We start from the raw sequence: 24,988 nt of genomic DNA on the forward strand, positions 1-24,988 counted from the left end.
CGCCATAAAATGTTGTTTGGGTGCTTTTTTCCGTGCATGATACACAAACGTGTTAGATTCGAAGTTGATAATTAAAGTCGATCATTGCCTGTAAAAAGTTGCACTCAAAACACTAGTTAAAATAAAGAAGCGTAAGGCCTCCCATTGCATTTTGATTGAGGGTGACTAAAGGAAATGGAACGCCGTCAACTGACATTAATGTTCACCGATATCGTCGGCTATTCGCGCCTGATGGGCCAGAATGAGGCGCAGACGATCGGTTTGTTGGGTGAATATCGGCGCATACTGTTGGCCCAGATCGAGCGTCAACAGGGCATAGTGATAGAGTATGTCGGCGATGCGGTATTTGCTCGCTTCGACACACCGGCCGCTGCCGTGCAGGCCGGCATCGATATTCAGAAAGACCTCGCTGCTTTCAATCGCAGGGCCGATGCCGGACTGCCGCGCCTGCAGTCGCGCATCGGCATTCATATGGGGGCGGTGACGCTGAAAGACGGTGCGCTGTTTGGTGACGATGTGAACATTGCCGCCCGACTGGAGCCCATTGCTGTGGCCGATGGCCTGTGTATTTCCGCCAGTGTGTACCGCGCGGTCAGTGCCGCACTTACCGAGCCGGTGCTGTCTCTCGGGGCGCAGTCGCTGAAAAATATCGATGGCAAAATTCACGCCTATCTGGTGCGACCCGCAGGTATTACCCTGGCGACGCACCTTCATTATTTACTGCGGACTTTGCGCCAGCGTGCTGCCGCTTACCGCTATCCGCTGGCGGCTGCAGTGCTGGCGCTGGTGGCGGTGGGTGTCTATTTTACTCCCCGTATGCTGGTACCTGGTTACAACGCCAATTATGTTGAAATCGCAGACTTCCGCAATCTGATGGCAGAGGAGGGCGGTGCCGACTACTTCAGCGCCGGTGTTACCGAGGCGCTGCGCTCGCAACTGGCGGATATCCGCAGTGTGTATATCCTGGCGGCGGGTAAAGGCGTGCGTGGCCCGATTCGCCTGGAGGGGAGCGTACAAAAAATCGGAGATCGCCTGCGCATCGCCTATCAGTTGTTTCGGCGCAAGGGCAATGTGCAGATAGCGGGCGGTAAGCTTGACGGCGCCTACAAAGATATTTTTATTCTACAGGACCGGGTGGTTGCGGAAATAGCCGGCTATCTGGCTGAAGAATTCAAACTTGAGGCATTGCGGCCCGCCGCGCGACACCTGACCGCAGATGTGACGGCTTATGATTACTATCTGCAGGGCCTGGCGTATTTGCGCGAGCCCGAATCACATGAGAATTTTGATGCGGCTATAAAACAGTTGTCTACGGCACTGGTGCACGACGCCAACTTCGCGTTGGCCAATACCGGGCTGTGCCGGGCTTATTGGGGTAAATATCTCCTGACCCGTACCATCGACTGGGCCGGCAAGGCTGAAGAATACTGCCAACTGGCGTTGCGGCAGGATAATACCCTGTCTGAGGTTTATGAATCTTTGGGCGTTATCTACAGAGACACCGGTCGCGAAGAAGAAGCTGTCGGGATTTTGGAGCAGGCTATCAAAATAGATTCGGCTAACCCGGATGCGGTTATCGCATTGGCGCAGGTGTATCGGGTTCAGAACCGCCCGGAGCTGGCGGAAGCACTCCTGCAGCGGGTTGTCGCCGAGCATCCCGATTATTGGGTGGCCTATCGGAACCTGGCATCTTTTTACATGTATGTGGGCAGGTTGAGAGAGGCGGTGGACACTTACCGGAAGGTCCTGCAAATTACACCCGAGAACACGGTAGCCTACAGTAACCTGGGTGTTGCCTATTTTTATTTGGGTGAGTATGAGTCGGCTGCCGATGCCCTGGATCATTCCGTGGCTTTGTCGCCGAGTAGCTGGGGCTACTCCAACACCGGCACCATGTACTATTTTGCCGGAGACTACGAAAAGGCGGCCGCGATGTTTAGGGAAGCCATTCGTCTCGCACCGGAGGACTTTCGGTTGTATCTCAATATGGGAGATACCTTGCGCCAGATGCCGCGCTACGAGAGTGAAGCCAGGCGTTATTATGCCAAGACTATTGATCTGGCACAGTCCGGCCTGGCAGTAAATGCAAAAGATGCCGAGCTGCACCAACATTTAGCCATCAGCTATCTTTTTATGGACCAGCGGGAAAAGGCCGAAGAATTTTTGAACAATGCGTTGGCCCTGAGCCCAAAAGATGTCGATATTCTTTATACGCGAGTAAAGTTCTGGTCTACCTTGAATCATCTTGACAAAGCGCTGGAGGCGTTTGCAGAACTGATGGGGGCCGGCTATTCGCAGTCTCTGGTGGAGGCGGACCCCGACCTCGAGGAGTTGCGCGGTCATCCGCGCTACGAAGAAGTTTTGCTGGCTGAGCAGGGCCTGTGATTTATTACCAAAAGGGTATTGATACGGGGCAATTGACTTGCCACTGTTAACTGAATTGATACAATCCGCTCAGGATCTACCAACCATGATAAGGAGTAAAACAATGAGAATAGGACTATTAGCCTGTGTGTCGGTACTGACGTTGATGACCGGTTGCGCGACAGTGAAAGGCACTTCGTCAGGTACTAACAATGCACCGGTTGGCGGTACCTTGGCGGGTACCGACACCGCACCGGTGAGAATATCGCTCGATAAAGAGGGGATGCCGCAAGTCGATATTGAGACGGTGGTCGTAAAGGTCGGTCAGCGTGTGGTTTTTGTCGGTCCCACCGAGTTCACGATTAATTTTCCTGAAGACACGCCTTTTGACCGGCAGAAATTCGAAACCGGGGATGCTGTTATCAATCTGGTAATACCACAGAGGGTTAAGAGAAAATTTCAGCAAAATATTCAAGAAATCAAGTTCAAGTATGATGTGATCGTAGGCGACAAAGTGTTAGACCCGCATATGATTGTCATACTCTAGGTCTCGGCTACGGATGTCTTTTGTGGAGGCCCGTCGCCGATAGGCCGGTAAGCCGACAAAAAAAGTGCCCTGCGATCAGTTGGAGAGGGTTGTCCGGCCGCTGTTGCAGGGGGTTTATCGGTTTAGTGGTTGTGGCCGACTGTGTCGTTGGTTTTGGTTGTGCCGGGGGCTGCCGAGCAGGCCTGCCATAAAGCAGGCGGGCGAGCCCCTCCCGCTTGAGCTGTCAGTCGGCGTACCACATGCGTGCTGAGCGTCCCGGTATGCGCACCCATTCGGAGCTGCTGTCGATACTGAACGTATCGCCGCTAAATACGTCCCGATAAGTACGGAACCAATAATATTTTTCGTTAGTATACAGTTCTATCCAGCGCTCGTTGCCGCACTTGTTGATACCGACTACACCCTCTTTGCCGCGGCGAAATGCCAGCACACAATCGTCGTAGTAGATCGTCTCTTGTCCCTGTCCCTGTACACGATTGTGAAACGCTATCATCGCGGTGATATCAGCCTGTTTGTAGTCATCCACCCAGCGGCCGTTATCCGTGCCGGTCTTGTCGCTGAAAATCATCGGTGCACCACCGTCGCGGCCGGTCAGGTAGGCGGTGGCCAGGTGTTCGTCGGTAGGGTCCATGATCAGGTAACGAAAGCCGTTGTTGAGTGGAATATCATGAGTGACAGCGACGGTTACCGCGCGGGTACCGGCCAGGGCATTGCCAAACGCAAACGGGTTTTCCAGCGCGCTGAGACTGCCGCCCGGCTTGAAGGCGTTGACCATAGCGTTTAACAGCGGGAAGTCGTAGGCGCTGTGGTCAGTGTACTGCAGGTAGGGGCCCAGAAACTTTTGATAGTCACTGCTGCCGGTGCCGCCGCCGGTAATCACCTCACCGAAGATATGCATCCCGTTTTTGATCGTTGCGTCAAAGACTTGATTGATATGCCAGATGGTCATATGTTTGGCGGCGTCGACCCGAAAGCCTTTAACGCCCATACTCTTCAGCGCTGATAGGTAACTGCGTTGTTGTTGTCGCACCCAGTTGTTAGGGTCCATATCCGGTAGACCGCGGTCGCCGTTGCCGCCACACAGGCGCCAGTATTGTACGGCACCAACGTCATTGTAGTCGGTAATGCAACCCTCGGGATGGAAGTCACCGGAGCCAAACAGACCGTAGTTCAGATCGCCGAACAGTTTTTGGTTATTCCAGTAACCCGGGTTGGATGCGTAAGCTGACAGGGCTGCCGTTCCCGGGAATGTCGTTGAGTTGTTGCGCTCGTTGGCCATGTGGTTGAGCACAATATCGGCGTAGGTGGACACGTTGACGGCGTTCAGCGCATTGATCATGGTTTGGAAGTCCTGCTTGTTGCCAAGACAGTGATCGATAACCCTCAGGTCCTGCGGTTGGTAGCGGCCCCACCAGGCACAGTTTGCCGCATCGCTTTTCAGCGGCGGTGCCACCAGTACTTGTTTGTAGCCGAGGCTGGCTATCTCCGAGGCTTTGGCGGCCACCTCGTCGTAGCGCCAGTTAAAGGCATGCAAAATAACATCTGCGTGGGAGTGTGAGGTGAGTAAAATCGTATGCAGCAGTAAAAACCAGGTAAAAAAACTTCTCTTTGCAATCATCATTAAGACCCTTTATTTTTTTGAAATCAAGCAACGCCGTCAATAATGGGTGTCCGGCGATGCGACCGATCATCACAACATGCTCGTTGAGCTGCAAGCACGCTTGCTGACGAAACTTTTTTGACGGATGCTATTTATTGTGTGGGCTGGTGTGTTTTCGAAAAACTACAGTAAAATATTTAGGCTGAGCAATGCCTTGCATACGTATTCATCAACGGGGTGCCGAAATTGACTCCGTGCAGGTTTGCTGGGGACAGGGTGAAGCTGCAGGTTTGCTGGGGACAGGGTGAAGCCGGCTCCGAAGGGAGCCGGCTGCTTACTGCAAAAATTTTGTGACTACTGTCACTATTGTGGTTGCGGTGTAAAACTCAATTCAAACGCCAGGTTGGCGCCGAATGGTGTAAAAGTATTACCGCCGTCAGTGGAAATAAAAGAGTTTCCGGTAAGCGGACCCAGTGTGTCGACGCCGACGGTCGGTGGAAAACCGTTGAAACCGGGAAAGGGTCCGTCCGGTAACTTGGCCAGCAGAAACAGATCGGTGTTGGTATTTTTGCTCAGCACCCAATTAACCCACTTGCTCAAAATTTTGGGACTGCGAAAAGAAAAGATGGATGAATCGGTGTCCTGACCGATAAACGGCGAGCGTTTCTGCAATGGGCGGTCGAGTTTGATCGAGGCGCTGCCATCCGGATTCAAACTGCCTGTTGCCAAGATGGCGCTGTCGAAGATGACCGGCACCGATGCATCCGACACGTCACTTAATACCAGCCCGGTATGCAGCACAGCGCCTGCGTCCAGAAGTGCTTTCACATCGGCGTTGGCAAAGCGCTCGGCATAGATGGTGCCACCGAGAGCGTCATTGGATTGGAACGCGTCCGAAATATCGGTGCCCAGTTGTTGCGTCACATTGGTCACGAAGTCAACGCCTGATTTTATTCGGCCGGGATAGACAAACAGCGGCTGGAATTGCGAAGGTTTGGTTTCGAAAGCGCCTTCGCGCCGGCCGTTCCAAAACTCCTCCTTGAAGGTGAGATCACCCACGATACCGCCGATGATCGCCGTCAGGCTGATGTTGCCGGCCGCTGCGGGGTTGCCGTCCAACGCCTGCATACCGATTTTATACAAGCCGAGCGGTACCGGCATCATATATTCGCCATTCAGTACAGAGCCGGGCAGAAATAGACCTGCATCGCTGTCTGTGCCGGTGGGCCCCAGTCCTACACTTAGCGTGGACAGGCCGCTGTAGGCGCCGACGACAACTTCGCCGGAGAGGAGGTTTTCGGCAAAGATATTGGCACCGGCAACCGGGATCGAGGTGCCGTCTGGCGCCACGCTTGAGACGCTGCCGGTGATCAGGCTGTAAACATGGCCAAATGGAATATCGCCGGGTTGCAGGGCTGCGATACCACTGTTGTCCGTACCCTCCGGATAACTCATGGAGCTCCAGGCGATATCGTCGCCGGCCGGGTCGCGCAGGGCTTGCTCCGCATCCGGATCGTTGACATCAACAAAGGGAAACATGGTGGCTCCGTTGCCGTCGACCCGGCTGATCTGGTTGACCAAACTGTGGGACAAGCCGTGTGAATGACCGAATTCATGTACGGCTACTGCCTGAATATCGGTGTTGATGGTGCCGTCGGGTTCTGTGACCCAGCCGAAGGTGCCGAGGATAGTGGCGGCAAAGAAGACATCGTTGTCGAGGATGGTACCGGCCGCGTAGTCCCCGGCGGGAAACTCGATATCGCCGTCGTTATCCACGTCGCTGCATCGATTGATACCCTCGGCGGCGGGATCGAAGACATCGGCATCGCCATCGAGATCAATATCCATACCGGCCACCAGCGTGGTGTCTTCCAGCAGCGATGTCGATGGTGACACCGCCAGCGCGTTGGTACCCGAGCGGAAATTTATCTCGTTTTTGAAGTTGAGGGAGCCCTCCGTGTTTTCCACCGTTGCAACGTCGACCAGGTTCAGCTCGATAAAAGACGTCGGAATGGCGTTCCATTTTTCGAAGGAAGCCTGAATTTCAGCTTGTAGTTGCGCAACGGGCACCGGCGGTGCAGCGGTGCCGGTTTCAAAATTGGCCGGCGTATCATCCAGCGTGTAGTTGACGGGAATACAGCGTTTATCCCAGTGAATACCGACCAGGGGCGTAAATTCAATCAGGCCGCTGGTGGGATTTACCTCAATACCGGTGATATTCGGGGTATCCAGGTTGCCGCCGGCAAAGCTCGGCAGTTGCAGAGCCAGTGCGACCAGCCCGGTAGAACAGCCTGCGATGATTTTTAAATAGTTCTTCATGTCGTCTCTCCTTCACTTGACCAGGCGGCGAATTTTTTCTTTAAAGGCTTCCAGCTGTTCGGCTTTGCCGTCCATCCGGCGGGCGGCAAAGCTGCTGGTGCCATTGTTTACCACGGCGTAAAAACCCTGCGAGAAGCCGACCAACGAATAGGCGTTGGTCAATCGATTGGAGTTCTCCAGAAAAAGTATCATCTCCTCATTGGGGGTGAGCGTGGGTATGCCCGGGTAAGTTACTGCCACCGGTACCGCGCGGGTTCTGTCCACGCCACCGGGCACCACCAGAGTGATTTCCCTGTCGACAATACCTTTCAGGGTGTCGGTAACGGAAATCGTAGCTTTGGTCACCAGTGATCCCTTTACCCATTGACTGGTAACGCCGGTGCAGCGCCCGTGGATAATGGAAACGGCACTATCTACCATATCGGCGCTGGACATTTTTATCAGACTGGTGGACCAGGCCCAGGACGGCGACAGTCCGATAAGCGTGATAAGCACGAGTTTTTTTATCGCTTTTTTGTTCATTGCTTGAACTCCTTGTTGATGAAGGAAAGACTTTTCAGTGGAACGTCGTTTTAGGTTTAGTGTTGTCTGTGACAGACTGTCGATAAACGTCCCGGCAAAACACTATCGATAGGTAGTGTCGATAATATCGATAAATAACGCCGGTAAACGCTGTCGGTAACCATTGTCGACAACGGTTGCACCCTCGGTTTTCTGCAAGCGACTAAGGTAGACTTGGTAGTTGATAAATTAGCGTGGTCGCCGGCCGACCAAATGCAGCGGATTCCCGAAAATCCTATATTGCACAGGACGGGAAGCCGGTCCGATGGTTTGGGGCCGGCCTTCTACTGCGACAGCTTGGAGTGGCTTGTGCAGCCACTTAAATAGAGACGAATAACGCCTCGAATCAATTACCCCTATATGAGGTTTGATGTGTCAATCGCCAAAAAAAGTCCGCCCCGGCGTCAGTGCTGCTTCGGCGACTGCCATGCCACCCGCGAGTAGCGCCTCTTTAGTCGAAGGTAATCAATGTATCCTCCAGATCCAGGGCATTATTGGAACCGAATTCTTCATAGGTGGTGCCGGAGACAGGGAAGTTAGCGGCACCGGACAAGTCGGTAGAACCCGGATCGACGGCGCCGCCACCTTCACTAATGCCGACTAAGCGGGGCGTGGTTACATCATCGAGGTCACCGTAGTCGAAGGCGATACTGCCGTTGGCATTGAGTGTTACCGCAAACGTGTTGGGTTGAGTAATCGGAAACAGGGGCACGTTCGAGAAGGTGATGGTAGCCGTCGCCGACTGCACATTGGCGGTCACCAGTCCTTGACTGCCGGGGTCCAGGTCGGCCCAGAACTGGGCGATACGCGGTGGCCCGCTGAGCAGATTGCCAGCACTTGGAAATGACAGGTCGGGACTGCCGAAGGTCAAGTTACCATTGGAGTTGACAAACACACTGTCCCAGTTTTGACCCTGGAAGGGGAAGCTGAAATCCAGCTCCACTTCTTCACTCGATTCGTCTCTCAGGTTCAGCACACGGCCCTCTACACTGAAGACGTTCATTACATAACGGCCGTCACCGAGGCCGTTGCCGGTGAGTTCTGTATCCGGGGAGGCGCCAATAGCCAGCGCATAGGTGCCACTGTCAGGGACCTCGTACACCAGGCTGGTCGGGATACCGAAAGGTTCTTTGAAAGCCACTCGATTACCACTGGCGTCAAATAGTCCGAGCACTGGAGTGAAACTACCGCTCAAAAGCTCAACGATCACACTCTGCCCGGCCCGGGCGTGGAATCGATAATAGTCCACATCGTCGCCTCTGGGTTCGATAGCGGTGTAACGGCGATTGGTATCCTCGCTGTTGAAAGGCAGATGAATTCGGCGTGCGGTACTGAACGTATCGTTGGGCTCGAAGCGATCGCGAAACCGGCGGGTGCCGGGATAAAACAGGGGTGTGTCGATGAGGTCGGTGGCGCTCCCTGCGCGAGTGAAATCCTCAAACACCGCTGTTTTAAATAAGGATTTAAAGATGAACGGCGCCTCTGCACTGAGATCGCTCGATGTTTCAACACGGGAGGTTACCTTGCCGCCACAGCTGTAGCCGGAAATACCGGCTTCGGCGGTGAGACTGCCATAGGTTACACTGAAGGCATTGCCGAACGGGCTGCCTGGCAACTTGCGTTTCAAGGTGATGGTGAAGGAGTTGGCACCACCTTGGATAGATTCGGGCACATTGATCCAGTGCACGGAAAAGCGGTCCGGACCAGTGGTAAAGATAACGCTACCCCCCTGTGCCGGGTCCAAGTCTTTCCAGAGGCCGGCGATGCGGGGCGGACCGGCAAGAAATTCCGGAAGGAGCCTAAAGGCAACCAGACCATCTCTGCCGAAGGTCAGGCTGCCATCAGCATTGATAAATACGGAGGAGAAGTCTTGCCCGCACAGGGTAAAGGCAAATGGCAGGAAGACCTGGACGAAACTGCGGTCATCCAGCGGCAACGGCTCGCCGGGTAGGAGGGTTGCATTCAGCGTGATATCAATACCCGTCTGTTCGGTACCGGCGACAGGGATGAGAAGCTCGCGCTCTGTTGGGTTGTCGATAAAACTGTCATTGGATTCGTTGGCGCCGTTGTAGAACTCTTCGACCCCGGGCAGGGGGCGCAAAGGGGTGGTGCTGAAGCTGCCGGCCATAAGCTCATCGATATAAAGAACGTACCTGGCGCCGGGGGTAAGTCCGCCGATTGTATAGGCTCCCGGCACGCCGCGGTCGCCGGAAATCGCCGATACGGCGTTGAGAAAGGGCCTGAAAAGTCTACGAGCGACAACGTTAACGCCACTGAGTGGCGTGACGCCGTCCGATGCGTAAATAGTACCGCTGATGGAACCTCTTCTGGCAAAAAAATCGGGCACGGGATACAGGGTGGAGTAAAAGGCGATATCGTCAGCATGTAGCCTAGCCTGGCCGGCGCCGGGGATAAGAAAAGGATACATAGTTTCAAGTTCGTCCAACGAGGGAAGGCCGAAGCTAATGGGCGCCGGGCTCACGGCGTCGCCAAAGACGATAGACTGGCCATTGACCACGCTATGGGCCAAACCGCTGTAGTGACCGAATGCGTGTACTTGGACGGCTAAAAACTCTTCTCTCGATAAGTCCCTGTTAATCGCTCCTCCGTTTAGAAAAGCGACACCCTCAATAGGCACGCCGTCGCTGTCAAACGTATCGGCTGCGGCAAACCCCAAAATGCGGCTGGCACCGAACAGGGCGGTGAAGATGGCGCCGTCCTCGTCATAGACAATAGGACTCAAACCGTCCGCGTTATTGTTGCCGGTGAGAAGGTTTTTGATAAAGGGCAGAAAGTTAGTGACGTTTACGTCGAATGGCAGCGGGCCGTTGTTGCTGTACGTGGCCGTTGCCGTATCAATGTCCTGCCAGCGCTGAAAAGCAGCGGCGGTTTGCTGCACAGCTTCGTCGTTACTGAGAGGGCCGAGACCGCCGAGGTCGGGATTGTAGGGAATATTGACCCCACCGTTGGGCCAGCGGCTGAAGTTGTCCGGATCATTGGGATTGAGTTTCAAGGGCCCGCCGGCAAAGCTGGCTGTCAGCGGGAGGCACCACAACAGAGCGGCGAGGACGATATTTGACACTTTACCAGTGTGCATTCTCATAGCCAGACTCCCTTCATTGTTCGAGTAACGTGTGAATGTGAGCGGCCAGCTCCGGATTGGGGATTGCGCCCTTCGAGCCGGTGCTGCGCTGCCTGGTGTCAGCGAACACCGTCGTGTGGCTGACTACCATGGCGTGTGGTTTGTTAGATCAATAAAATGAAAATAGTAACGGATGATGCAGCGTTTGATGAAATCGTCAGCGATAGATAGGCGCCAATATTATTTCGTTATGCCGGCGCATTACGACCTGGTCGATACCCGGGCCACTCTACAGCCGAAAAACACAGGCTAAATAACAGCATGAAGGTTTTCTTTCCGCGTTAATGCCGTTATCCGGATATAAAGGTTTCTGAGGCGCTGATTGAGAGAGGCCGCTTAAAAGACCAATCGGTAAACAGGCAACCACCCGCCGGGTCGGTTTTACATTGCTGCCGACGGGTAGTTGAGGAGAGTGGGCGGCATCAAGGCCGCCCGGACTAAATGATGTTAGTCAAAGATAAGCAGGCTTTCGGCCAGATCGTTGTTATTGTCCGAATCGAACAGCTCATAGGTGGTGCCTGAGGCCGGCAGTGACATCGCCTCGGACAGATCAGTTGCCCCCGGATCGACCGCCCCCCCGCCTTCGGTAACACCGGCAATACCGTCAGTGGCCGCGAGCGCGCCGTAGTCAATGCCGACACTGCCGTCGGCATTGAGTGTTACCGAGAAGGTATTGGTCGTCGCCGCCAGGAACTCCGGCACGTTCGAGAACGTGATAGTGGCTGTATCCGATTGCACGTTGGCGATCACCAGTCCGCCGACATTAGGACTCAGATCGTCCCACAGCGGGGCAATACGCGGCAAGCCGTTGAGCAGGCCGGTCACACTTTCAGTGAATGCCGTGTCGCCGCCGCCGAAGGTCAGGTTGCCGTTGGAATTGACAAATACACTGTCCCAATTCTGGCCCTGAAACGGGAAACTGAAATCCAGAGGCAATTCGGTGCTGGTGTCGTCTCCAAGCGTTAGTACACGACCATTGACGGTAAAGGCGTCCAGCACGTAGCGGCCGTTGCCATTGCCATCGCCACTGAAATCAGTGTCCGGGAAGGTACCAATAGCCAGTGAATAGAGACCGTTGGCGGGAATTTCGGCCACCAGGCGCGACAGTGCCCCGACACCGCCGTCATCGTCAAAGGCGATCAGGTTGCCGTCGCTGTCGAACAGTCCGGCCACGGAATCGATATCACCGGTCAGAACCTCGGCAACCAGACTTTGCCCGGCCCGCGCGTAGAAACGATAGTAATCCACATCGTCACCTTCGGGCGCTATGGCGGTATAGGCTCGGCTGTTGCTTTCGCTGTTAAACGGCAAGTGAATCCAGCGGGCGCGTTTGAGGCTGTCGTTGGGTTCGAAGCGATCGCGGAATGTGCGGGTGCCCACGTAAAACGCAGCACTGCCGTTGAGGTCGATCGGTGTGTCGGCATCGAACTGTTCAAATACCGCGGTTTTAAACAGTGACTTGAGGATAAAAGGTGCCGCGGCGCTGAGATCGTTCTGGGTTTCAAAACGGGACGTGACCTTGCTGCCGCAGCTATATCCGGAAATACCGTCCACCAGGGTGAGGTCGTTGTAGGTGATGGCAAAGGCATTGCCAAACGGACTGCCGGGCAAATTGCGCTTTAAGGTAATTTTGAAAGAGTTGGCGCCGGCTTCCGGAAACTCCGGCACATCCGTCCAGCTGACAGAAAAGCGATGCGGGTCCGAGGCAAAGACGACGCTGCCGCCGGCGCTCGGATTCAGGTCGTCCCATACCCCGGCAATACGCGGCGGACCGGCGAGCAGGCCGTTGGCCGTTTCGCGGAACTCAGCATCCGGGGCACCAAAGGTGAGGTTGCCGTTGGCGTTGATAAAGACCGAGTCGAAGTCCTGCCCGCACATCGCAAACGTAAATGGCAGGAAGACTTCGACAAAACCGTCGTCACCAACCGGCAGCGGCACTCCGGCCGCGGCACCATTGAAAATGACATCGATACCTGTCTGGTTGGTGCCGGCCATGGCGGTGATGGTGACCGAGTCTGCAGGGTCATCGGCGGCGCCGTCATTGGATTCGCCGGCTCCGTTGTAGAATTCCTCGGGTCCGGGCAGGGGCTGTAAAGGTTCGGTGCTGAAGCCGCCATCGATAATCTCATCGATATAGAGGACGTACTCGGCTCCGGGGGTGAGGCCACCAATGGTGTAGATGCCCGGCACGCCCCGATCACCGGAAATCGCCGAGACGGCGTCGACAAACGGGTCGGCGACATTGCGTGCAATGACATTGACCCCGCTGAGCGGTGTGGTGCCGTTTGGTGCAATGATGGTGCCGCTGATGGAGCCTGTGGTGGAAAAAAAGTCGGGCGCCGGGTACAGGGTGGAGTAAAAGGCGATATCGTCAGCGTGGGGTGTGGCCTGCCCGCCGCCGCGGATAGCAAACGGATACATGGTTTCAACCTGATCCGCCGGGGCATTGCCGAAGGTGTTGTTGGGCGAGGGACCGGTGGCATCGTTGAAAGCAATGTTCTGGCCGTTGATAACGGTATGGGCCAGGCCGCTGTAATGGCCGAACTCGTGAACCTGAACGGCAAAAAAGTCCTCCAGCGGAAAGCCGTCGTTGAGCGCGCCGCCGTTCAGGAAAGAAACACCTTCAATGGGGGTGCCGTTGCTGTCGAAGGTATCCGCGCTGGCAAACCCCAAAATACCGCTCACTCCAAACAGGGCGATAAAGATAGAACCGTCTTCGTCGTAGACAATGGGACTCAAACCGTCTGAGTTGTTGTTTTCGTTGAACAGGTTGTCGATAAACGGCTGAAAGTTGGTGACGTCTACATCAAATGGCAGAGGGCCCGCGTTAACGTAGGTAGCCGTTGCTGTCGGGATGTCCTGCCAGCGCTGGAAAGCATCGACGGTCTGCTGCACGGCTTCGGCATTGCTCAGGGGACCAAGGCCGCTGAGATCAGGATTAAAAGGTATATTGGCCCCGCCGTTGGGCCAGCGACTGAAGTTTTCAGGGTCGTTGGGGTTGAGGTCAAGTGGTCCCCCGGCGAAACTGACGGTTAGGGGAATACAACCCAATAGTGTGGCCAGGAGGAGCTTGCATAGTGTGTAAGTGTTCTTTTTCATGACCGGAGACTCCCTTCATTGTCCGAGTAGCGTGTGAATTTGAGCGGCCAGTTCCGTATAGGGAATGGCGCCCTTTTGTCGATCGCTACCGGCACTGACGGGCGCCGCGATGCGGGCACCGGGTTGACTGGTGTCTGTGAACAGGCCGATATTATTGAACTCGTTAACCGCCACTTCAGTCTTGCCCCCGGAGAGAATTTGAAAAGCGCCCTGACCCAACCCCATAGTGGTGGTCAAGCCGGTCGGCCCGGCGGGAGCGACCATCAGCAGGTACTGCTTACCGGTGCTTAACAGCGGCAAACCGGGCAATACCCGCTGGCCGGCCTGCTGTTTTTGCAAAGTGCCGAGCATGGTGACTTTGGCAACACGCCTGTCTTTGACGGTTTGCACCTGACCTTTGAACACTTCGGTAACATCGAAGGTGTAAACCACAGCAGCGATCTCACCGCCGCCGATGTTGACCTTTGTCTTAGCGGCGTCGATGAGTGTGCCGCGGAAGATTTTTTCCGACTGAGTTGTCATATCAGCCAGATTCATTTGCAAGACGCTGGTGGCTTGTGTGGTGTTGATCGGTAGAAGGAAAATGAGTGTGAATAAAAGTAAAAGTCGCATAACAATTCCTTTTTAAAAAAATAAGAAATAACCGGAGAAGAGACCCAACTTCCCGGTGACGTATTTTGTAGTAGAAAATCAGAGTGAAAACACTAACGGATGAAGCATAGTTTGACTAAAGGGGTTTACAAGGTCGGTGGCAAAATATAGGCGCTAATAGTGCTTCACTGTGAAAGCGTTTTTCAGTGCCAGAGAGTAACCGCGGTGCGGTATTAGGCTCGGAAAATATAGTCTAAATAACTTAACTAAATTTCGTTGTCGGCGTTTAGATCAAGTTTCTATTATATATTCGCTTAATGTCTTAAAAGCAGTATTGTATCTCTCGTACCAGCTTCCCCTTGCGTTCATAAACCCAGAGGGTCAATTCATCGACGGTGGCCCTGACTCTCACAAAGCCGTCACCGGAGAAGAGATCGCTTACCGTGCCGAGCCGGTAGGCGTGATTCTTATCAGCAGAGACCGGGGGTTCGCTGAGGTGGAAGCGGTGGTATGGGTTGCGGGGGTAGGGCCAGTAAAAAGCCGATGCAATCACTGAATATATCTTCAGGGTATCGTCGCCGTCGGCACTGATATCCATCTCCGCGGTCACTGAACTGTGCGAGCCGCCGCAGAGGAAGATCACCTTGTCGATCCGGTGTTTGCGGATATGAGCGAAAATCTGGTCGCGCTGCCGGCAAAAACCGCCCCAATGCTGGTCACCGGGTTCTGTGCTATCCGGGAAAAAAGGCACGCTCGAGACGATAAACTTTACACCGTCGAAGCCGTTGTTCAGCCAGGCCAACAGGGCGCACATCTGTTGTTGCCCGATAATTTCCCCGGCGTTCGATTCCGGTTCCGAGCGGCGCTCGGTGCGGGTGTCGGTGACAAAAAACTCACAGCACCCGTCTTTAAAATCGTAGTAGTAGGCGTTGGGGGTACCCACCAGCCTGTTGTGGCTGTTCAGTTTGAACAGTGGACTGTGACTGGCCCGGTATATTTGCAGAGCGTGGGCGGCAGCGTGATGGGATGGTGGCTCGCCGCTGCCGGTGTGCGGAGACCGGTCGGCTGCGAGGCTGTTATCATCCAGCGTCATGTAAGTGGATATGCCGCTCATCAGCGCGCGGATATGGCGCTGCGAATAAGCTTGCTGATAACGCTGCAGGTACTCGTCAACCTGGTGGTCGGACCCCAGGGAGCTGAGATCATCCGTGTAGGGCTGATCGCCCACCAGTAATAGCTTACGGGTTTCCCGACCGCTGCGGATTTGGCGGAGAATTGTACGGAAGGCCTTGTCGCCGCGATCATCATACCAGCGGCCGTCCAGCATTCGCAGCCGATAGCGATGGGAGCCGAATACAAACTCGCAGGGACTATGGGTGTCGTTGCTGGCGGAGCGAAACTCCCCCCGAGAGGCGTTGTGCCAGTCTATCTCGGCGGTGCTGAACAGTTCACTGAAATCCTTGTCGGAAAAGAACCAACCCATTTGGAAAACATATTCAGTATCCGGCTTTAACTTGGAAAAAACTGCTATACCGCTCATATCAAAGTTGGGATTCATCTTGAAGTAGCGCGGTGGTTCGTAACCCCGACTTGCTTTTCTCCGCACGCGTGCGACGCCGAAACAGCGGCGCGGATTGCCGTCGCCGGTGAGTTCGTATCGGGCGCGTCCCCAGAGACGGACACTGTCAGCGTCCGTGTGCCCAACCACAGGTCCAACCGATAGTGGCTTGAGATCGATCATTTTTCCCCCCTTCTCTCGGTCACACGATTTTTCCTGGCTGGGTCGATAGTGGAAACCCGGGACTTCGCGCTGTGGTGCCGGAAGGCCAGCCGGGTTTAACCTTACATTTTCCGCGGTTTCTTTTGTTTCGGTTTGCGGTGGATGCCAGACACGTCTGCCGGCCTCTGCAGGTGCCCAAGAAATGCTATACGTGAGTTCTTTACAACACCTCAGTTACCTGGGGCTATATTTCATCAAATAGAGTCATCGGAGCTTTGAGAACAAGGGGACATAGTGAAATGGCACTTCCTGAAGCCGGCACCCGGGAGAGCAGACGGCAGCACCGTGCCGGCTTAAGGCCGTGTTATTCGGGGCACAGTGCCAAATCGGTGAGGTCGGTGCAGGCGGCGGCCTGAAGAGAACCCCCGAATTTGAGCGGAGTTCCGGACATGACACTTCGGAAGCTTTGTGTACCGGCGGTCATAACGCCGGACCTCCGCCGTCAATCCGGACGGTCTCGGGGGCGGTGTTTCACTCCTCCGCGGTGTCTGCCTGGCATTCGTCTTCAGCAGCCACCAAGGTACGCCTGATATCCTCGACAGTTTGCAGTATGTTGTGTTGGCTGTTCTCGAGCCAGGCCGAGGTGGTGGCCCAGCCGTGCTGGGTTTTCCTGTCGATACTTTCATCGTATCGCGCCGCTATCGATTCGACCGCCTCATAGTAGAAGTGATTAGCGGCGATAATGTCATAGAGTTGATCCTGCAGGTCCAGCAACTGTCTTGCGGCTTTGGATGTTGCGGCTTTGGACGCGGCGCGTTCCACCGTCAATACCGAGCTGTTATCGGGCTGGCGGATTTCAAAGCGAGGCGCCTGTCTGGGTTGCAACCGGTACAGATTGTTGCTCGTCAGGGCTCTGCTATTTTGGTTTGTGCGGTTTGTGTGGCTTGAGTGTATAGCAGGTTGTGGGTCTACCGTGTGGTGACGGTTTGCTTTGGGCATAGTCGGTACTCTCCTTAGTGAAATGTCTTACCTTGGTAAACTGTCTTGCCTTAGTAAGCTGTCTTGCCTTAGTAAATTATCTTGCCTTAAAAGCTTGCTTGCCTCAGTAGCCTGTTGTTGTGATAACTGTTGTGATAGCCGTTTTCTTGTCGTATGCCGCTGATTTGCGGGTTTTATTCTACTGTATTTATATACAGTGTCAAGGTTTCATTGCCAGCTTTTTCAAGCTAATTTTCTTAAGCTGACGAGGTATCGGAATGAAACCCCGAAGCCCGGTTGGCGATACCGGGGTTCGGGGTTTAAATAAAGAGAGAGGCGGGAGGTTCAGGCGGTTTCCTGTTGGAAGGTCAGACCGGCGTTGTCGACAAGGCGTTGGATCAGTCGCATGCCCATGGCGGGTGCCGGGGTCCAGATGCCACCCGGTGTTTCGGTGGCGTCCTGCACCAGGCACACCGCACTTTCGGCGATTATGCGCGAGGTTGAGCCATAGCCGGGGTCAAGGTCAGCGGATACGCTGACCCGCACGCTGCCGCCACCGGCCGCCTCGCCGATAAAGAGCACATCGTAGCAACCGGCCTCGCGTTCTGCCTTGCTGGGTCCTTCGCCGGGTTTGGGGCCGTCGTCGCTGGCCAGGGACTTATCCTCGGCAACCGCATTGGCGATGGCTTCGCCCTGTTCGCCGGGCCCGGTAATCAGCATTTCATCGTAAACAAAGTCCTCTCCATAGGGGTGATCCATAAGCGCGTTGGAGCGGTGTATATTGCGGGTGTTGATTACGGCCATGATAAAAGGGGCCACCCAGGTGTCGAGGTCCGCCTCGTAGAGCGGCTTGGTGCCGGATGGTTGCGCGGGGCCGCTGAAGCCCGGTGTCAGTGCAAAAGGATCGCGCAGCAGTTGCATAACCTCCGGGTCTTTGGCGGCGGCCATGGTCGCCTTGAGGCTCGCCGCGGTGCCGCCGGAAAAGGTCCCCTTCATTTTGCGGACCCGGCCCCTTACCCGGGACACCGGCGCCCCTAACTGCGCTTTGGCGGCTTCCTGCAGGTAGAGCACCCCCAGATCAAAGGGAATCGAATCAAAACCGCAGGAAAACACAATACGGGCACCACTGCCTTTGGCGGTTTCGCTGTGGGCATCGATCATGTTGCGCATCCAGGCAGGTTCGCCGCAGAGGTCCACGTAGTCGGTACCCGTGCGGGCACATGCTGCCACCAGCTCGGAGCCGTAGAGTTGATAAGGCCCGACTGTAGTCAGCACCACCTTTGCGCGCTTTACCATGGCGTCGAGAGAGTCGACATCGCCGGCGTCGGCGGTAACCAGGGGGGTGGCCGCAGGTGCGCCTATCTCGTCTCTGACGGCGGCCAGCTTTTCCGCACTGCGCCCGGCCATGGCCCAGGTCAGGCCGGCATTCAGACCGTACTGTTGGGACATGTACTCGGCTACCAGGCGCCCGGTGAAACCGGTAGCGCCATACACAATAATGTCGAACTCTCTCTCTGACGGCATTTGCTTGACTCCTGCTTGGAAACTGATACTTGAAAACTGACGGTAACCTTATCCATTACTCGGTGCTATGTCATTAACTTTGGTGGTGTCGAGGCCGGGCCGCGGCGGGCAGTTTTTTGCAAGTCGGGACAGCGCCGAACGGTGCCGGTGTTGACACCCGGACTGCGATCGGGGCGTCGGTTCTGGCTGTCGCCCGGCAAACCCGCACGCTCCCTGCGCGGGTCCCACCGGTACTGCCGGTTTCAGGCCTGCAGTTGATTGCCGATCGGCAGCCTGCGAATGCGTTTGCCGGTGGCGGCGTGAATGGCGTTGCACAGCGCCGGCGCAAACGGCGGCGTGGGCGGCTCGCCGACGCCGCCGGGAGGGGCGTCGCTGTCGACGATATGCACGTCGATTTTGTACGGGGCCTCATCCATGCGGGCGACCAGGAAGTCGTTGTAGTTACCTTGTTCGATGGCGCCATCTTTGGCGGTAATCTCCCCCAGCGCGCAGCTCAATCCGTAAATACTGCCACCTTCGCACTGGGCCCGGACATGCTCCGGGTTGACCACTGTGCCCGCGTCTATAGCGACATAGGTGGCGGGTATAGTGAGTGCGCCCTCGGCATCCACGGTCACTTCCACCACGGTTGCCACATAGGATAGAAAGCTGCGGTGTACGGCGATACCCAGGCCGCTGCCGGCCGGCCTGGGCCGCGACCAGTCGGCCCGCTCGGCGGCGATTTTCACCACATTGGCCAGGCGGCCGGTGTCGATCGGGTAGGTTTCGATGGGATCGCCGTAGTTGTCATACTCCACGCCCTTGGCTGCCAGGTCCACCAGGCGTGGGGCACCGATCAACTCCAGTAGATAGTCCTTGGGATCGCGGCCGGCGGCAACGGCCAGTTCGCAGGCAAATGACTGGGTGGCAAAGGCGTGGTAAACATTGGCCACCGCACGCAGCCAGCCGATACGCACGTGGGCCTCAGCTTCACCGTTTTCCAACCGCATATTGGGAATGTCGAACGGATTGTCTACAAAGCCGAGGCGCATCTCGCCGGCGCTGGCCGACTTGGTGCCCTGGGCGAAGGTGGCGCTGATGGAGGGAAACACCGTGCAGTGTTTCCAGGCCACTGCTTTGCCGCGCTCATCCAGGCCCGCTTCGATACACTGGGCGCTGACGCTGTGGAGATAACCGTTGCGAATATCGTCTTCACGGGTCCACATCACTTTCACCGGCGCGCCTACCTCCCTCGCGAGCAGCGCCGCCTCGACAGCGAAGTCCGGTTTGGATTTGCGACCGAAACCGCCGCCGAGCAGAGTGACGTTGACGGTGACCTGCTGTTCCTCGAACCCCAGTGCCTGCGCTACCGAACGCCGGGTCGCCTGGGGTGTCTGGGTACAGGCCCAGACCTCGGCCGTGGTCGCGGTGACCTGGGCCGTGGCACAGGGCGGCTCCATGGGTGCCTGGGATAAATGGGGGACGTAGTACTCCGCCTTTACCTTTTTGGCGGCGCCGCGCAGGGCCGTGTCCACATCGCCTTCGTTGCGCACCGGGCGCCCGGGGCGGTGGGCCGATGCCAGCAGCGCTTCGCCATAGGCCCGGGAGTCGTAATCGGCGTTGGCGCCGGCATTCCAATCGACGACCAGCGCCTCGCGGCCCCGGATAGCAGCCCAGCTATTACTGGCCACGACAGCTACACCACCCAAGGCTTTAAAGGCGGCCGGCGGGGTCAATACCGGTAACTCCACCACCTGTTCCACACCGGCGACCTCCAGCGCTGCGGTTCTATCCACTGACTCCGCTTTGCCGAACAAGGTGGGGGGGCGGGCGATTACCGCCACTTTCATACCGGGTAGTTGTACGTCGTAGCCGTAAATGGCCCGCCCCTGCAGGACGGACGCCATATCCACGCTGGTCTGACCTTTGCCGATATAACGCCAATCCCGGCGCGACTTCAGTATGACTGTTTCCGGGGCGGGCAGGGATAGCTGTGCTGCCGCCGGCACCAGGTCGCCGTAGGCCAGGCGCCGGCCACTGGGTTGATGCACGACGACGTGCAGGTCGGCTTTACATTCTCCGGCGGCCACCTGCCATTGCTCGGCTGCGGCCTGTTCCAGCAACTGGCGAGCGGCGGCGCCGGCCTGCCTGAGGCGGGTGAGATTGCGCCTCACGCTGCGCGAGCCATCGGTGTTCTGGTCGCCGTATTTGGGGTCGCCGGTGGCCTGTGCCACCACGACTTTATCCCAGTCCGCCTCCAGTTCATCGGCGACAATCTGCGCTATGCTGGTGCGGATTTGCTGCCCCATCTCCGATCTGTGGCAGGTGATGGTCACCGTGCCCGTTTCGTCAATGGCGACGAACACACCGGGCGACCAGGACTGGCCGGCGGGTTTGCCGGTTCGGGTGGGGTCTTCCGGCAGGGCGCAGCCGGGCAGCAACTGGACCCCGATAACCAGGCCCGCTCTGCCGGCGGCGGTTTTGAGGAAACTGCGCCGGTTCAATACCGGCTCAACGGTGTTGTTCATGATGTCGCCTCCGCCGCCGTTTTGATCGCGGCGCGAATTCTCACATAGGTGCCGCACCGACAGATATTGCCCGCCATAGCCTGGTCGATATCTGCGTCGCCGGGATTTTTGTTGCCCGCCAGCAGTGCCGCCGCCTGCATCATCTGCCCGCTCTGGCAATAGCCGCATTGGGGTACGTTGTGTTCCGCCCAGGCCTGTTGCACCGGGTGATCGCCGTTCTCGCTCAGTCCTTCGATGGTGGTGATGGTGCCGCCCTCGGCCACCGACATCGGGGTCATACAGGCGCGCACGGCCTGGCCGTCGAGATGCACCGTGCAGGCACCGCACAGCGCCATGCCGCAGCCGTACTTGGTGCCGGTGAGAGAGAGTTCATCGCGCAGGTACCAGAGTATCGGCATGCTGGGGTCGCCGCGGTAGTCGTGTGTCTTACCGTTGATCTTCACTTTCATATTGAGGTTCCTCGAGAGGTGAAATGGCCGCCTGCGCCGGGCGGGAGCGCGGAAGCAGAGTCGCAGTCTACAAATCTTTATATCGGCTGTTCAATGTTTTGTAGGGAGAATTGCCGCGGGCTTAGACTACCACTTGTCGCTCGGTGGTAGCAGGCGCCACAACGCTGGCCGCCGGCCGGAAAAAGCGTTTATAGTTAGCGCCATTATATAACTCTCAACGCCGAGGCCCGCGGTTTGCGCAGGAGCGCGGCGGACGGTGAAATTTGATGATCGTCAGTATCGACACTATCCAAGGCGCCCGGAAGCGGCTGGCGGGGCACGCCGTCGAGACGCCGCTGCTTACCAATCCGTTTCTCAACCAGCGCCTGGGCGGCGATATTTTTATCAAGACCGAGAGTCTCCAGCACGGCGGTGCTTTCAAGTTCCGCGGTGCTTACAACCGGCTGTCGCAATTGTCCGACAGCCAGCGGCAGGCAGGTGTGGTCGCCTATTCCTCCGGTAATCACGCCCAGGGTGTTGCCCTGGCCGCACGCCTGCTGGGCGTGTCCGCCACTATCGTGATGCCGGCGGATGCGCCGGCGATAAAACTCAGCCGTACCCGGGCCTATGGCGCTGACGTGCGGCTCTATGATCGCGCCACCGAAAGCCGGGAAGACATTGCCGCGGCGATCGCCGATGCGCGCGGCGCCGTGCTGGTGCCCGCCTATGACGACCCCGATATCATTGCCGGTCAGGGCACTTGCGGCCTGGAGCTGGTCAGACAGCTGCCGCGGCCGCCGGATATTTGCCTGGTGCCCTGCGGCGGCGGCGGGCTCCTGGCCGGCGTTGCCACCGCCGTGAAGGCGCTGGCGCCCGCGGCCCGGATTTGTGCGGTGGAGCCGCAGTATTTCGACGATCATTGCCGGTCGCTGCGCACCGGTGTGCGGCAGCGCAACGCCGCCGGCGCCGCTTCGATTTGCGATGCGCTGCTGGCGCCGACGCCGGGGGAACTTACCTGGGAGGTGAATCGGCGCTGTGTGGATGCCGGTTTGAGTGTGAGCGACGCGCAGGTGCTGCATGCGATGAGCTATGGGTTCAGTTATTTGAAGCTGGTGCTGGAGCCGGGCGGTGCGGTGACGCTGGCGGCGCTGCTGAGCGGAAAAGTGGATGTGGCCGGCAAGACGGTGGTTGCCATTGCCTCCGGCGGCAATGTGGATACCGAGCTGTTCGAGCGCTGCCTGCAGACTTATCCGTCGCCCTGACTGGCGCGGAGCCAAATGGTACTCGCTTCAGGCGTCTGTCTGTTGTTGATGGTATGCAATAAGATTTGCGCAGGTTATAGACCCCAACCCAGGTCCGATACCGGCAAAGTCGGCGGAGATCGGTAAGGTATCGTCAGCCTAAAGCTGCTGTCACTACACTAGCCGCGTATGTATCGCCCCATCCACCGGCAACACCGCACCGTTGATAAACGATCCGGCCGCGCTGGCCAGCAGTACTGCCGGGCCTATCAGTTCCTCCACCCGGCCCAGGCGCCTGGCCGGCATTTTGTCGATATAGCTTTTGCCGGCGGGCGTGTCAAAGTACTCGGCATTGATTTCCGTTTTGAACCAACCCGGTGCTATGGCATTGACCCGGATACCGTACTTCATCAGGTCGTTGGCCATGGCGCGGGTCAGTTGTAAGACGGCGCCCTTGGAGGCGCAGTAGGCGCTTTGTCCCGGTTGCACACCGAGCCCCAGCACCGAGGCGATATTGATAATACTGCCCGGCCGGCCCGCATCGACCAGGCGCCGCGCCCCTTCCTGGGCGACCTGCCAGACGCCGTTGAAATTGGTCTCCATAACGAAATCGAGTGTCGCCGGATCGGTCTTGAGAAAGTTGCGGGGTGCGGCCACACCGGCATTGTTGATAATAATATCCACCACCCCGAGGCGTTCCTGCGCTTCGGTGTAAGCCGCACCGATACTGTCGGTGTCGGTGACATCCATGGCCACGGCGATGGCGGTGCCCCCCGCCTGTTCAATCTCGCCTACCAGTTCATGCAGGCGCTCGACTCGCCGCGCCGCGGCGACGACGCTGGCGCCGGCCGCGGCCAACCCCTTGGCCAGACCGTGGCCGATACCGCTGGATGCACCGGTGACCAGTGCAGTGTGCTTGGCGAGACTGAATTGCTGTAAGGTCATAGTGGCTCCCGCTGTTTGTGGGTAGCGTGCCGGTTGCTGCCATTGCGACAGTGCGCAATGGCAGTTTTACGGACACCATCAGTAATGGCGCTGAGGTAAGAGGATTTGCACAATGTGTCGACCCTCTCGCTACCGTTATCAACCCTGATTAAAAGTACCGGAGACAGACCGGTAAGTTGACACCTCTTTGCTAAAGCACCGGAAGTAGGCGCCTGAAGCAAGTGCCGTTAGACATCGTCAGGCGATTTCAAACAGGCCCGCGGCACCCATGCCACCGCCGATACACATGGAGACGACGACGTACTTGACGCCGCGGCGGCGGCCCTCGATCAGCGCGTGGCCCACCAGGCGGGCACCGGTCATGCCGTAGGGATGGCCGACGGAAATACCGCCGCCGTTGACATTGTAAATAGCGGGATCGATGCCCAGTTGGTCGCGGCAATACATCACCTGGCAGGCGAAGGCTTCGTTCAACTCCCAAAGACCAATATCGCCGACACTGAGGTTGTGTTGCTTCAACAGCTTCGGAATGGCGTAGATCGGGCCGATCCCCATTTCTTCCGGCGCATTGCCGGCGACGGTCATACCGCGATAGATGCCGAGAGGTTGCAGACCTTTTTTCTCCGCCAGCGTGCCGTCCATAACAACACAGGCGGAGGCGCCATCGGACAGTTGGCTGGCATTGCCGGCGGTGATACAGCCGCCTTCGATCACCGGCTTGAGGCTCTGTAGTCCTTCCAGTGTTGTCTCCGGCCGGTTGCCTTCATCTTTGCTCAGCGTCACTTCGGCGAAGGTTTCCTCTTTGGTTTCTTTGTTGACGATTTTTTTGATCGCGGTAATGGGCACGATTTCATCGTCCAGGCGGCCGGCTGCCTGCGCCGCCGCCGTGCGCTGTTGTGATTGCAGCGAGTACTCGTCCTGTGACTCACGGCTGATGTCGTACTTTTTAGAGACGAACTCAGCGGTGTGCAACATCGGCATATAAGCGTGCTCGGCCGCCTTGATAACATTTTCGTCCACCGTTTGCGCCCCGAATTCACCGTAGGGAATCTGCACCGCCGAGATATTTTCCTGGCCGCCGGCGACGATCACATCGAAGCCGTCAACCATTACCTGTTTGGCGGCGGTGGCCACCGCCATCAGGCCCGATGCACACTGGCGATCGATGGTCTGGGCGGCGGCGGTTACCGGCAGGCCGGCGGCGAGGGCGGCGTTGCGGGCAATATTGCCGCCGGCGGTGCCGGCGTTGAGCACGGAGCCGATAACCACGTCCTCGACCTCGCCGCCTTCAATACCGGCGCGCGCGACAGCGTTGCTGATCGCATGGGCGGTCATGGTGGGTGATTTGATATTGTTGAGCGCTCCGCGAAACGCTTTGCCGATGGGGGTGCGGGCGGTGGAAACAATAACGGCGTCTCTCAT

General features: G+C 57.1%; 16 protein-coding genes. 3 read left to right on the forward strand and 13 right to left on the reverse strand.

Annotated features, from left to right (window positions below):
- Positions 1-174: 174 nt before the first annotated feature.
- Both FKG94_RS00490 and FKG94_RS00495 read left to right on the forward strand, forming a co-directional pair.
- Complete coding sequence (locus FKG94_RS00490) at positions 175-2,385, forward strand: tetratricopeptide repeat protein (RefSeq protein WP_142902225.1); 2,211 nt, start codon at positions 175-177, stop codon at positions 2,383-2,385.
- Between the two features lie 85 nt (positions 2,386-2,470).
- Positions 2,471-2,911: a hypothetical protein gene (locus FKG94_RS00495; protein WP_142902226.1), complete on the forward strand. Its 441-nt coding sequence runs from the start codon at positions 2,471-2,473 to the stop codon at positions 2,909-2,911.
- Positions 2,912-3,134: 223 nt separating this feature from the next.
- On the opposite strand, the gene FKG94_RS00500 is transcribed toward FKG94_RS00495, so the two are convergent.
- The 11 genes from FKG94_RS00500 to FKG94_RS00550 all read right to left on the reverse strand — a co-directional run bounded on the left by FKG94_RS00500 (position 3,135) and on the right by FKG94_RS00550 (position 21,401).
- Positions 3,135-4,532: an alpha-amylase family protein gene (locus FKG94_RS00500; RefSeq protein WP_218943378.1), complete on the reverse strand. Its 1,398-nt coding sequence runs from the start codon at positions 4,530-4,532 to the stop codon at positions 3,135-3,137.
- Positions 4,533-4,874: 342 nt separating this feature from the next.
- Positions 4,875-6,830 (reverse strand): matrixin family metalloprotease, encoded by a 1,956-nt coding sequence (locus tag FKG94_RS00505; protein ID WP_142902227.1) that lies wholly within the window; start codon positions 6,828-6,830, stop codon positions 4,875-4,877.
- 12 nt (positions 6,831-6,842) lie between these two features.
- The gene (locus FKG94_RS00510) at positions 6,843-7,352 is read right to left on the reverse strand and encodes a hypothetical protein (protein WP_142902228.1); all 510 of its coding nucleotides are present in this window, start codon (positions 7,350-7,352) and stop codon (positions 6,843-6,845) included.
- A 490-nt stretch (positions 7,353-7,842) separates the two neighbouring features.
- Positions 7,843-10,494, reverse strand: a complete 2,652-nt coding sequence (locus FKG94_RS00515) for a hypothetical protein (RefSeq protein WP_142902229.1) — start codon at positions 10,492-10,494, stop codon at positions 7,843-7,845.
- Positions 10,495-10,980: 486 nt separating this feature from the next.
- Positions 10,981-13,632, reverse strand: coding sequence for a carboxypeptidase-like regulatory domain-containing protein (locus tag FKG94_RS00520; protein WP_142902230.1), 2,652 nt, complete (start codon positions 13,630-13,632; stop codon positions 10,981-10,983).
- Between the two features lie 15 nt (positions 13,633-13,647).
- Positions 13,648-14,154, reverse strand: a complete 507-nt coding sequence (locus FKG94_RS00525; RefSeq protein ID WP_142902231.1) for a hypothetical protein — start codon at positions 14,152-14,154, stop codon at positions 13,648-13,650.
- A 391-nt stretch (positions 14,155-14,545) separates the two neighbouring features.
- A complete protein-coding gene (locus FKG94_RS00530; protein WP_142902232.1) occupies positions 14,546-15,964 on the reverse strand; it encodes an alkaline phosphatase D family protein in 1,419 nt (472 codons plus the stop codon).
- A 510-nt stretch (positions 15,965-16,474) separates the two neighbouring features.
- Positions 16,475-16,828 carry a hypothetical protein gene (locus FKG94_RS00535; protein ID WP_142902233.1) on the reverse strand — a complete coding sequence of 118 codons (354 nt, stop codon included), beginning with the start codon at positions 16,826-16,828 and terminating at the stop codon, positions 16,475-16,477.
- 438 nt (positions 16,829-17,266) lie between these two features.
- Positions 17,267-18,445 (reverse strand): saccharopine dehydrogenase family protein, encoded by a 1,179-nt coding sequence (locus tag FKG94_RS00540; protein ID WP_142902234.1) that lies wholly within the window; start codon positions 18,443-18,445, stop codon positions 17,267-17,269.
- A gap of 242 nt (positions 18,446-18,687) precedes the next feature.
- Complete coding sequence (locus tag FKG94_RS00545; protein WP_142902235.1) at positions 18,688-20,952, reverse strand: xanthine dehydrogenase family protein molybdopterin-binding subunit; 2,265 nt, start codon at positions 20,950-20,952, stop codon at positions 18,688-18,690.
- The gene (locus FKG94_RS00550; protein WP_142902236.1) at positions 20,949-21,401 is read right to left on the reverse strand and encodes a (2Fe-2S)-binding protein; all 453 of its coding nucleotides are present in this window, start codon (positions 21,399-21,401) and stop codon (positions 20,949-20,951) included. Before FKG94_RS00550 ends, FKG94_RS00545 begins: the two co-directional genes overlap by 4 nt.
- A 266-nt stretch (positions 21,402-21,667) precedes the next feature.
- Between FKG94_RS00550 and FKG94_RS00555 the strand changes: the two genes are divergently transcribed.
- Positions 21,668-22,642: a threonine ammonia-lyase gene (locus FKG94_RS00555; protein ID WP_142902237.1), complete on the forward strand. Its 975-nt coding sequence runs from the start codon at positions 21,668-21,670 to the stop codon at positions 22,640-22,642.
- Between the two features lie 153 nt (positions 22,643-22,795).
- Here the strand turns inward: FKG94_RS00555 and FKG94_RS00560 are convergent, their stop codons facing one another.
- A complete protein-coding gene (locus FKG94_RS00560) occupies positions 22,796-23,566 on the reverse strand; it encodes an SDR family NAD(P)-dependent oxidoreductase (protein WP_142902238.1) in 771 nt (256 codons plus the stop codon).
- Between the two features lie 237 nt (positions 23,567-23,803).
- The gene (locus FKG94_RS00565) at positions 23,804-24,988 is read right to left on the reverse strand and encodes an acetyl-CoA C-acyltransferase (protein ID WP_142902239.1); all 1,185 of its coding nucleotides are present in this window, start codon (positions 24,986-24,988) and stop codon (positions 23,804-23,806) included.

The sequence above is a fragment of the Exilibacterium tricleocarpae genome, from assembly GCF_007004655.1.
Classification (GTDB): Bacteria; Pseudomonadota; Gammaproteobacteria; order Pseudomonadales; family Cellvibrionaceae; genus Exilibacterium; species Exilibacterium tricleocarpae.